The sequence below is a fragment of the Streptomyces sp. genome (assembly GCF_035563135.1).
GTDB lineage: Bacteria > Actinomycetota > Actinomycetes > Streptomycetales > Streptomycetaceae > Streptomyces.
Window position 1 is genome coordinate 1 of the sequence record NZ_DATMVN010000107.1, and the last position, 11,167, is coordinate 11,167.

Here is an 11,167-nt window from a genome sequence, read left to right on the forward strand (position 1 = left end):
CGGCCTCGACAACGAGTACGCCGGAAAGACGGTGCTCTCGGGCACGGCCTGGAAGGCGCTGGACGAGCCCGGCGCGCGCCTCGTGGAGGTGAACGCGCTGCTCGGCATCTACAAGATCGTCCTCGACGACCACCGCTGGTATCAGCTCCGTCCCGCTGTCGAGTTCGAGCCTCTGCCGCCGGTCGTCCAGGCCGCCTGACCCACGCCGGGCGGGCCCGCGCGTACGCGCGGGCCCGCCGAGGAGAAAGCCCCACGCCCATGCGTCTCGTTGCCCTTGCCGCGATGATGGTGACAGCCCTGATCGGCATCGTGGCGGTCGCCTACGCCGTCAGCCCCACCCGGCACACCTGCTCGGACAGACGCTGATGCCCATCCCGCCTAGCCCTCGAATCGTGATCATCAGCTGTGGTTCCCGCAAGTCCCGCAAGTACAAGCCCGACGGCAACCTGCAGGCAGTGCCGGCCGGGGAGCTCTACATCGGGCACTACCACCGCTCGCTGCGCGCTGCCGCAGAAGCACTCACCAGCAGCCCCTCCCAGATCCTGATCGCCTCAGCGTTGCACGGGCTTGTCACGGTCAGCCAGCCCCTCATCCCGTACGAGATGACGATCGATCACCCTTCCTCGGTGACCAGCGACCACCTCCGCCAGCAGGCCGACACGTTCGGCCTGCACAGCGCTGAGGTCATCTTCCTCGGCGGCAAGCGCTACGCCCACAGACTCCTTCCCGCGATCCCGCAGTGCCTGCGGCCGCTCACCGGCGGCATGGGAACGCAGCGCGGACAGTGCCGAGCGGTAGCCGAACAACCGGAGCTCCGGCGCCAGTGGTGGAATGAAGCCGCAGCTCTCCTACGTGACCACCGCGCCCGGCGCCCGGCCTGACCACACGGACGCTGACCGGCCCAGAGAGAACCCTGCCGCGCGCCGGCTCCACGGGAGGTGTCCGCTTCGCTCCCTACCGTGCGCCGCATGACCACCCGTACTGATCATCGCGGCGATCTCGGCACCTGCGGCCATGCCCCACGCGAGGTAGCCAGGGCCACAGAACCGTTGGGAGTCCGCCAGTGATCCCGCCCGACGTAGAGCAGCCGCAGCCCACCAGGGCCCCACGCGCTCACGCTCTTCTCGTCGCTGTGATCACCGGCGGCGGCCTGATCATCGCTCTGATCGGCTTCATCGGTTCCTACGCGGCTGTCCAAGACCTCGCAGAGGCCAAAGGGTTCGGCGACTTCGCCCGCCTGTACCCGATCGGCGTCGACGCGGGGATCGTGGTCTTGCTCGCCCTCGATCTGCTGCTGAGCTGGATCAGAATCCCGTTCCCGCTGCTCCGGCAGACGGCGTGGCTCCTGACCGCCGCCACCATCGCCTTCAACGCCGCGGCGGCGTGGCCGGACCCGCTCGGCACAGCCATGCACGCCGTCATCCCCGTCCTGTTCGTCGTGACAGTCGAAGCCGCCCGACATGCGGTCGGGCGCATCGCGGACATCACGGCCGACCGGCACATGGAAGGCGTCCGGCTGACCCGGTGGATCCTGTCGCCGGTGCCCACGTTCCGGATGTGGCGTCGGATGAAGCTCTGGGAGCTTCGCTCCTACGACCAGGTCATCAAGCTCGAGCAGGACCGGCTGATCTACGAAGCAGGGCTGGAAGTGCGGTACGGGCCCGCCTGGCGGCGCACAGCACCCATCGAGGCCCTGATGCCGTTGCGGCTGGCGAAGTACGGCGTTCCCGTGCAGGCCGATGCCCTACCGGTCCTGCAGCGATCCAACGCACCCGAACTTCCCGCCCCGCCCCCCGACCGGTCCGAAGGCGCCCTGACCACCTCGCAAGCCGATCCGCCGCCGGCCGATCCGCCGAGCGCCACCCCGCAGGAGGAACCACCACCCCCCGACCGGCCTGAAGACACCCCGACCGCCGGGCAGGGAGGCCCGCCGTCGTCCCCCCAGGAGGAAGAACCCCCTGCTCCACCCGCAGATGGTCGAGCCGCTGTAAAGACGGCTTACGACGCCCTGACCTCGCCAGATGCGGACCTGTCCGCCCGGAAGCTGGCTCAGCGTCTCGCGCCCAGCCTCGGGCTGACCGAGAACACCGTGCGGGTCTACATCACCGCGCTCCGCAAAGAGCGCAGCCGCTTGAAAGTCGTCCCCGACCCCACCGAGGAGGGCGAGTCCCAAGCCTCCGAAACGATCGACACCGCTACTGGCACTCCCGCTGACGCCGCCCCCTCACCCGTACCGCATGAGAAGAGCCCCCATGAGTTCCATCGCACCCAATCCGTACAGCCCCCACGCTGACGCAGATCCCCGGTACCGGCACATCCTCCCCACGCCGGCATCTCTCGGTGCCCCGCCTCCCGGCGCCCTGCTCCCCACCTCCTGCGGACGACTGGCCGTCGTCCCCGACGAGGCTCTCCGCCTGGCCGCCGGCACCGATCTCCCCGACGGGCTCTGTCCGGCATGTCTCGCTGCGCTGCGTGGCGAGGAGCTGCCGGTCGACGTACGACCGATCAGCAACTGCGCCTGCGGGATGACCACCGAACACGACGGCCGCTGTGCCCTGTGCCGACAGGAAGACCACGACGAGTGGTGGCCCACCCGCGGAGCCGCAGCAGCCTGAGAACACTGCCTGAAGCAGCTGCTGCACGAGCTCCCCAGAAGGTGTCCGGTTTGCTCCCTACGGTCGCGGGCGTATACGCCCCCGACCGTCCCAGGGAGTCCCCGTGGAACGACGCCGCGCCGTCATCATCGCCGCCGCCCTGATCGCCCTGGCCGCCTTCGTCGGCCTGGCGGTCGCCCTCAACCGCAGCAGCCCCGAGGGGGAGAAGAAGGACACCACCGCTACTGCGCCGGACACCACGAGCGAACCCAGTACGCCGACCGGGACGGTCGACTCCGTCCCAGCTGTCATCGAACCCCAAGAACTCGCGGCCGCCCACACGGTGATGCGCGAGTACCTGACCACCCTCGGCACATACACCTACCGCACGGACGCCGCCGCCTGGACGGCCAAGGCCCGCGAGCTCACCGACGGTTCACCGGCCATCGTCGACCAGACCACCCTGCCCACCGGGCGGGCGTGGGCCGAGTGCGAGCGGACGAAGTGCTCCTCCACTGCCACAGCCGACCTCAAGCGCGACACCGTGATCAGCAATGCGCCCGTCGACGGCGCCGGCCGGTCGGTGACCACCCTCGCCTCCACAACTGTCCGCCTCCACCAGGAAGAGGAGACCAGCCAGAGCACCGACTTCCAGATCACCGCGACCTACACCAAGGGTGAGTGGAAGATCTCCGGCCTGCAGCTCGCCGGCGTCGGCGACGCGGGCACTACGGAGAACAGCTGATGGCCGCCCCCATTGCCGCGCTCGCCGCCCGGAAGATAGCGGCGGCCGCCGCCCGGCGCACGGCGGCGCGTGCCGCCGGCAGGTACGGAGGAAGCAAACGCTGGAAGTGGTGGCTGCTCGCTGGTCTCGCAGCCTTCTGCGCTGTCGCCGTCGCTTTCCTCACCGCGTTCGGTGCGATCGTCGGAGTCCTGGGCTCGAAGTCCGCGGAGGCCGCATGCCTGGACGACGCCTCAGCACAGCAGGGCTCGACCGGTGTCCCCGGTGGCGGTGCCTACAACCCGATCATGCCCGGCAAGGGCATGTACCTCCCGTCCGACACCGCACGGGCGGAGATACCCCCGCGGATGATGCTCGCCTCGATCCGGGCCGCAGCCCGGTACCCGGGACTCGACTGGACGCTGATCGCCGGCCAGATGTACCAGGAGACCCGCTACGGACAGGACCCCTCCGCCGCTCCCGGCGGAGACAACGGCATGGGCTACAAGGGAATCGTTCAGTTCGGCGACCCGGCGTGGGCCCAATACGGCGGCGACGGTAACGGGGACGGCATCAAGGACCGCTACAACGTGGAGGATGCGGCCTTCGCCGCAGCCAACTACATCCATGCCCTCAAGGCCGAGACCGACTCCTGGAACGCGCTGCGCCGGTACTCCGGCTCCACAGTGTCCAACACCACCTACATGCGGGTCGTCACCACCCAGTCCGCCCGCTACCGGGGCGTCTTCTCCAGCGACAGCACCATGATCGAGCGTTGGCAGAAGCACCTCGCCGACACGATCAAGAAGAACCCGTCCTTTCCGACCCTCGGTAAGGCCTCCGGCATCCCCGAGCCGGTCAACGACTTCAACGCCAAGGTCACCAACGCAGCACAGATCAAGTCCGCTCCGGCCAAGAGCTGGTCAACGCCCCCGCTCGATTCCACCCCCGGGACATCCACCACCCCGGCGACGCAGGCATCCACCCCCACGCCGGGCAGCGGCACCCCGTCCAGCAGCGGGCCCTCCGGCGTCAACTCGGCCGGGTGGCAGTGGCCCATGAAGCAGGGAACCTTCACCTTCACCGCCGAGTTCGGACAGAGCGGCGGACGGTGGTCGGCCGGCCACACCGGCATCGACCTCGCCGCTCCGAGTGGTGCCCGCTTCTACGCCCCGGCCGACGGCAAGGTGATCTTCGTCGGTGACGGAGGCGCTTACGGCAACCTCACCAAGATCGAGCACGCGGGCGGAGTCCAGACCTGGTACGCCCACCAGTCGACGTTCGGCACCCGGGTCGGCATGGAGGTGAAGCGCGGGGAGCACATCGGCAACGTAGGCGCCACCGGCAACGTGACCGGTGCCCACCTGCACTGGGAGGTCCGCCTGCCTGGTGTCCGCGACCCGCACAAGCCCGGGCAGAACAACGGCCCGGGCCCGGTGAACCCCAAGGACTGGATGAGCGGCAAGACGACCACCGCTCCCACCTACGGCAATGATCAGTACGCCGAGGCCCAGGACCAGGCCCAGGCCTGCGCCGCCGACTCGGGTGGTGCGATCGTCATCCCCGACGGCGCCGGCGCCACTGGGCCCCTGCCGGCAGCGGACTCCGAGGTCGTACGCGCGGCTCTCGCCTGGGCACAGACCGGTCTCGGCAAGCCCTACCTGTACGGTGCCCGCCGTCTCCAGGGCGACCACCCAGCCGACTTCGACTGCAGCTCCTTCACCCAGTGGGCCTACTACCAGGCCACCGGCGGCAAGCTCAACATCGGAGGAGACACCACCGCCCAGCTTCCCAAGCTGTCCAAACACAAGGTCCCGGCCGACCAGGCGCAGGCGGGCGACCTCGTCTTCTTCGGCAGCGAGTCCAACCCCGTCCACGTCGCCATGGTCTGGGACCCGGCCACCAAGAAGGTCATCCACGCCGCCAACAGCAAGTCCCCCGTGAGATTCGGGTCCTGGGCCGAGCAGAAGGACCCGCTGATCGGGTTCTACCGCGTCGAGATCCCCTCTGGCACCACGGCAGTCGGGCCGAACGGCGGTACCAGCGAAGCTCACTGATGCGCCACAGGAGACCGCGGGCTATGCGGACCGATGCGTCGGCTCACCCCGGGGTGAGCGACGTGCTGGCAGCAGCCGCCGGCCCAGGAGGGCCGGCGGCAGGCCTCGCGTCCCCCACGGCGGATGCCGATTCGCCGCACCTCGCACGGCCGAGACACAGATGGTGACCTTCGGCCGAACACGGCAGCCCGACACCGGAGAGACCATGAGCCTGGCGATATCCGAACCCTTGCCTCTCAACGACCCCATGCACCTGAGCCGCCCCGTCCTGTGCCAGGACGACCATGCGCCTTGGGTCGGACAGAAGGCCACCGGACCGCACCGGGCCACCGGATTCGTTCACACGGTCTACTCCACCCCCTTCGGCGTCCAGGTAGCCCTGCTCCAGACTGACAACCGAGGCCTCAGGCTTCAGGTGACGGAACTGCTCTCTACCGCCACCCTGCCTGCCACGCACCGGGCCGCGTACCTTCGCAACCAGCGCACGCTGCTGAACATGCCTGTACAGGGCACCGGGGCGGACACCCGGTCTGTCGCGGCCTGGCACCGCCGGGCCAATCTCTACATGCACTACGACTTCGCCTTGAAGTACGTCGAGGCCGCGCTACTTGAGCGCGTGCAGGCAGGCGACGAACTCGTCTACAGCCTCGGAACGCGCCTGATGGTTCTCGACCCGGACCTCGAGCGAGACCGTCTGTTCGGCTGGCGACGGCGGATCCTGGTGCGAGCCACCGACGAGCACCGGGACACTGTCCGCTGCTGGGGGTGGGCCGACGCTGAACAAGCCCTTCTCCTGCGCCATGACGGCCTGGGCCCGCTGCCCACACTCGGCCTCCTGTGATGGACGAGATCGTGTGCAAGTGCGGTGCGCGCACCTATGAGCAGCACGTGGCAAGCGGAGGGCCCGCACACACCCACAAGCGTGACAAGGCGTCGAGTCAGGTGCGCAGGTAGCGAATCACTCGGCGAAGCGCACCCCGGCCCTTCTCTGTTTTCGCCCTGAATGGGAAACGGCGCTGAACGGCGGCACGCTGCACCGCATCACCCCAGCGACGAACGGAGCCCGCAGATGACCACCGCCTCCCCCACCAGCCTCGTGGCGATGCGTTTCACCGACGGCGACGTCGTCAGCTCCAGCGGGGCGACGTGGCGCCGGGGCCTGCGCCACGCAGGGCAGTGGGCCACTCTGGACGACCAGAACACCAGCCGCTCCGACGACGCGATCCGTACGGTCCTCGCGTCGGCGGACGGCACCTACGCTCCCGCGTTCCCGACCGCCTACCGGCCGCTGCCGGGCACCAACTGCGCCACACGCGAAGCCCTCGACGCGCTGGTTTTTCGCCCAGCGACCGGAGCGCTGCTGTACACCGTCTCCCTCAACGGAATGCAGTCGTTCCTGGGGAACGACCGGGGCGTCCTGCGGGGCCACCCGACGCCGCTCGATCTGGCCTCCGTACGCGCATCCCTGCGGGGCACCCTGGCCCGGCATCAGCGAGCGTCCATCACCTACCACCGCGCCACCGGCCGTCTCTACGCCCGCTATGCCGTCGCTGACGCCGCCCTGCATACGCACGTCTACGTGCTCGCCGCCAGCTGACCACCTCGAAGCTGCCTCTTGCCGAGCAGGTGAGAGGCAGCAGACCAGGACGATCCAGGCCGTTGCGCGGCCAGCGTACGCCGCGACGGCAGGGCATACGCTCCGCCACCCCCTGCCGGGGGTTGACCGGCGAGTCCCCCGCACGAGCCGAAGCCGCGGCGCTTCGAGGGGGTTGTCCGGATCGGGAGGCAGAGTAGGCGCCGCCTCGGGGTCACCCGACGGCGCCTACTCCGACGGTTAGGACCTGTCTCATGCCTCAGCCCGTACAGCTCGTCCAGTTCGACCCGACAGAGCGAGACGCACTCCTCGCGGCTGGTCAGCCCAAGGCCATCGAAGCTGCCCTGCGCGCGGTCACCGCCCGGATCAAGCGGAACCTCAAGACGGTGACCGATCTGGCTTCCGACAAGAGCGTGGGTGCCAGCCCCGAGAGGCTGACGGAAGCCCGCGCCGGCATTGAAGCCAGCCTGGCTGTCCTCACGGTGTGCCCGGCTGGTGAGATCGCAGACCTGCGCAAGAACCTGGAGGCCGCCCGGGACCTGGTAGACGAGGCGCTGCAGATATCCGCCGTCGGCGGGCCGGCGGCCGCCGCGGACCCGCGCACCGCAGATTCGCCGACGCAGGTGTACGACGGGGAGAACGCCGCAGAGTACGGGCTCTCAGCCCCCCAGTAGGAGGAAGACCTCGGTGCTAGCCCCTCTGATCGACTCGACGCCAGTCTGCTACCTCGGCAACGACAACCAGCTCGTGTGGCGTCCGTGCCGCATATGGCAGCTGGACGAGCAGCGCATCCTCGCTGTGGTCACCGAGACGACCGAACCCACGATGAGTATCGAGACGGCCGCCGCCGAGATCCGCCTCACCCTGGAAGGGCTGCGCCAGCCCTTCCAGGTGACCATCGTGGAGCACTGGCCGGCGGGTACCGGAGCGGGCGGCGAGCACTACGCCGAGCAGTACCGGCACGACAGCGGCCGCATCCACTGGAAGCACGTGGAGAAGGACGAGCTCCGGGCCAAGCTGGCCAACTTCGACTCCACCCAGCCATCTGGGAAGCCCCTCACGGCCAGGGCGCGCCAGCTCGAAGGACCGGCACGGTGAGAAACGGACACGCCACCCCGTCGGCTCTGCTCGCCGAGACCGCACTGCGCGAGCTCCTGGACCTGTCCCGGGAGAAGGGCACCACCCTTGCCCAGATCACCGAGGCTGCCGAACTGAGCCTCCTGAAGATCGACATCGACCGTCGACGGCGCCGCCCCCGTGGGGGCGGGCGCCCCTGGCTCGCCACGGTGACGAGCTTCGCCTTCCCCCGCGCGTTCGCCACCCAGGTATCTGCCGTCGCCCGCGCATCGGCCCCCGAGCAGATGACCGAAGAGGAACTGCTGCGCCATGCCGCGGCGGAGGGACAGGCGCACAATCACATCTGCTTCACCGTCGACATCACAGACGGCCCGAAGACGGCGGCCGGCCGCCAGATCGAAGTGCAGTTGCCGGATGCCGAAGCCGAAAAGCTAGCCAACCAGATCCTGCGACTCATCGCCTGGCGCCAGCGCTCCGCTTCCTGAGGCACAACGGCGCGCCCGGCACCGGAGCTCACATAGGCAGCCGCCCTCACCGCCAAGGCGCCGCTGGGAGAAGATTCGCGGCCGCGTGACCTGATGTCCGCCACAGCACAGGCGGGACCCACACCAGAAAGGGCACCCCCTGTGGCCTACACCCTCGGAATCCGAGGCTGCCAGCACCTCGGCTACCACAACCCCCGCATGCGACTGCACCCTCAGACACGCTGGAACCAGCGCGTTGTCGACGGGCACCTCGCCCACGACCTGACCATGCACGCCATGCTCGACGCCGGGGTGCAGGGCATCATCGACGGGGGTGACCTCACCCACCGGGCCCGGCCCCTGCCGCGCGACGTCGAACACGCCAACCGCGTAGACGACCTGCGAGCCCGGGCCAACATCTGGGGCCTGGGCAACAGCGGCAACCACTGCGCCGGCGCGGGAACGGACATCTCCGCCATGGGCACGATGCACCGACCCGATCTCGGCATGCACGCGGTCTACCCCGACCCCCGCCGCGGCCCGGGCGACGGCACCGGCCCCTACCCGGGCCTGTACGAGATCCACCAGCCGACCGACGGCCTCGCCATCCACGCAGTGTCCCACTACGGCCTGGACCGCTCCCTGGCCGACGCCGGCATCCACATCGACCCCGTCCCATTGCCCGGCCACGTAAACCTCTTCGTCTGCCACGGCACGTTCGAAGCCGACGGCCGTCTCTACCACTGCATCAACCCCGAGGGACAAGAACGCCCCATCCCCCTGGAGTGGGCCCACCGTGGATGGGACGCGCTGCTGCTCTCCCACTACCACTCCCTCGGTGCTGTACCCGGTCACGACCACGACGGCCCCGGGCAGGTCTGGTACACCGGCTCCTCCCTCACCCGCGGCTTCTCCGACGACCTCGGCCCGCGCGGCTGGCTTCACGTCACCATCGAGGACACCGGACGCGTCCACGTCGAAGCCCGCACCATCTGGCAGCGGCCTCAGCACGACCTTCCCGTCATCAACGCCGCCGAGCTGACCACCGAGGACATCGACCAGCTCATCACCGTCCGCCTCGCCGCACTGGAACTGGAAGACCCCGAAAGCGCGAAGCTCACCGGGGACGCCGGAGCGATCGTCCGCCAGCGCATCAGCGGCACCACCCCCGGCCAGCGAGCAGCCCTGCGAGCCCTCCAGCCTCGATGGAGCCGCCTCGCCTCTGCCGCCGCGTCCTGGCAGATCGACTACCCCCACCCCACCCAGGCGCAGGACGCGGACAGCACAGCGGAAAGGCAGCGCCTGATCACAGGGCGGATCACGGACTACGGCACGGAATTCGAGACCCGGAGTGCCGAGCTGACCCGGCGCATGGGCATCCCCGACGTCATCGCCGAGCCGGTCCGCACCAAGGCCCTGCAATGGGCCAAGGAGATCACCCCCACCTCCGCCTCGTCGAGCGAGGCTGCGATCACCGACTGAACCCGCCCCGGGCGGAGGTGTCCGCTTTGCCGACGATGCTGCACAGCAGACGGGGCTGAACTGCGGCCCCACCGGCACGGAGAAACACCTTGACCCTGAACACACGCCGCCCGGCGTCGGGCCAGGCGCTACGCCGCTCGACCGTTCTCGCCACAGCCGTCCTGGTCGGCGCGACCGCGCTGTGCGCCGCCCCCAACGCGGTCGCAGCGGACAAATGGGGACCGGGCTTTGCCATCCCCGATGATCAGAACAAGCCGGACGCCTCCCACCTGGGTGCGTACGGCGCGCCGGGGGCCCCGGTCAGCGGCATCACCGGCCGGGCCTACTGCGCCGACCCGACCCTCGCCGGTCCAGCAGCCGGCGGCCAGTACGGCAAGGCCACCGAGGTCACCACCTGGACCTCGAAGGCCACCGGTCGGCAGGTCTCCAAGGAGAACACCGCCCGCGCCGCGTACGTGCTGTCCAAGTACGGCGACACCGCCAACGACAGCCAGGCCGCAGCCGTCGACGCGGCCGTGTACAGCTTCCTCGAGCAGGGCAGCACGTACGCCCTGCCCAACGGCAAGCGGGCGCTGGAGCGGGTCTCGTACCCCAACGTTCCGAAGGAGGTGAAGACCAAGGCAGAGGGGTTCATCACCGAGGCGGGCAAACTGGCCGGCCCGTACAAGGTCAACGTGCACACCCCCGCCGCGTTCAAGCCCGGCGAGAAGACCACCATCACGCTGGACGTCACCGCCGCGTCCGGGCAGAAGGTCCCCGGCGTCCAGATCCAGCTCAACGGGGCGGGTGCCGTCGCCGGGGCGGGCACCGTCACCACGAACGACGAAGGCGTCGCCACAGCCACCATCACCCCCGCCAAGGCAGGGACCGTCGAGCTGAAGGCGGTGGCCAAGAACCTGCCCGCCTCGACACTGATCGCCCATCTGCCCGCCAACGACAAGGCACAGCGGATGCTCGTCGCCGGCGGCACCACGAGCGCCGAAGCCCAGCTCAAGATCACCGTCAACGCGCTGAAGGGGAGCATCAAGCTCCTCAAGACCGCCAGCGACACCAAGAAGCCGCTGTCCGGGGTCCAGTTCGAAGTCAAGGACGAGGCCAACAAGACGGTGGCCAAGGGCACCACCAACAGCCAGGGCCTCTGGCAGGTCGACAACCTCCCGCCGGGCACCTACACCATC

Annotated in this window: 13 protein-coding genes; all 13 read left to right on the plus strand. The window is 69.3% G+C overall.

What is annotated here, in order from left to right:
* The coding region (locus VN520_RS04680; RefSeq protein ID WP_325745552.1) for a hypothetical protein at positions 1 to 199 on the plus strand (199 nt) is incomplete at its 5' end.
* Between the two features lie 166 nt (positions 200 to 365).
* Entirely contained in the window at positions 366 to 881 is a 516-nt protein-coding gene (locus VN520_RS04685) for a DUF6884 domain-containing protein (RefSeq protein ID WP_325745553.1), read from the plus strand.
* Between the two features lie 251 nt (positions 882 to 1,132).
* Complete coding sequence (locus VN520_RS04690; protein WP_414719767.1) at positions 1,133 to 2,293, plus strand: DUF2637 domain-containing protein; 1,161 nt, start codon at positions 1,133 to 1,135, stop codon at positions 2,291 to 2,293.
* Positions 2,253 to 2,615: a hypothetical protein gene (locus VN520_RS04695; RefSeq protein ID WP_325745555.1), complete on the plus strand. Its 363-nt coding sequence runs from the start codon at positions 2,253 to 2,255 to the stop codon at positions 2,613 to 2,615. Before VN520_RS04690 ends, VN520_RS04695 begins: the two co-directional genes overlap by 41 nt.
* 103 nt (positions 2,616 to 2,718) lie before the next feature.
* Entirely contained in the window at positions 2,719 to 3,339 is a 621-nt protein-coding gene (locus VN520_RS04700) for a hypothetical protein (protein WP_325745556.1), read from the plus strand.
* On the plus strand, positions 3,339 to 5,372 hold the full coding sequence (locus VN520_RS04705) for a peptidoglycan DD-metalloendopeptidase family protein (protein WP_325745557.1): 2,034 nt from the start codon (positions 3,339 to 3,341) through the stop codon (positions 5,370 to 5,372). The genes VN520_RS04700 and VN520_RS04705 overlap by 1 nt, the downstream gene beginning before the upstream one ends.
* 205 nt (positions 5,373 to 5,577) lie before the next feature.
* Positions 5,578 to 6,213 carry a hypothetical protein gene (locus VN520_RS04710; protein WP_325745558.1) on the plus strand — a complete coding sequence of 212 codons (636 nt, stop codon included), beginning with the start codon at positions 5,578 to 5,580 and terminating at the stop codon, positions 6,211 to 6,213.
* A gap of 228 nt (positions 6,214 to 6,441) precedes the next feature.
* On the plus strand, positions 6,442 to 6,969 hold the full coding sequence (locus VN520_RS04715; protein WP_325745559.1) for a hypothetical protein: 528 nt from the start codon (positions 6,442 to 6,444) through the stop codon (positions 6,967 to 6,969).
* A gap of 251 nt (positions 6,970 to 7,220) precedes the next feature.
* Positions 7,221 to 7,640 (plus strand): hypothetical protein, encoded by a 420-nt coding sequence (locus tag VN520_RS04720; RefSeq protein ID WP_325745560.1) that lies wholly within the window; start codon positions 7,221 to 7,223, stop codon positions 7,638 to 7,640.
* Between the two features lie 13 nt (positions 7,641 to 7,653).
* A complete protein-coding gene (locus VN520_RS04725) occupies positions 7,654 to 8,064 on the plus strand; it encodes a hypothetical protein (RefSeq protein WP_325745561.1) in 411 nt (136 codons plus the stop codon).
* The gene (locus VN520_RS04730) at positions 8,061 to 8,528 is read left to right on the plus strand and encodes a hypothetical protein (protein WP_325745562.1); all 468 of its coding nucleotides are present in this window, start codon (positions 8,061 to 8,063) and stop codon (positions 8,526 to 8,528) included. Before VN520_RS04725 ends, VN520_RS04730 begins: the two co-directional genes overlap by 4 nt.
* Before the next feature lie 198 nt (positions 8,529 to 8,726).
* On the plus strand, positions 8,727 to 9,989 hold the full coding sequence (locus VN520_RS04735; RefSeq protein WP_325745563.1) for a hypothetical protein: 1,263 nt from the start codon (positions 8,727 to 8,729) through the stop codon (positions 9,987 to 9,989).
* An 89-nt stretch (positions 9,990 to 10,078) separates the two neighbouring features.
* Positions 10,079 to 11,167, plus strand: a 1,089-nt coding sequence (locus VN520_RS04740; RefSeq protein WP_325745564.1) for a SpaA isopeptide-forming pilin-related protein, incomplete at its 3' end; no start/stop codon positions are given.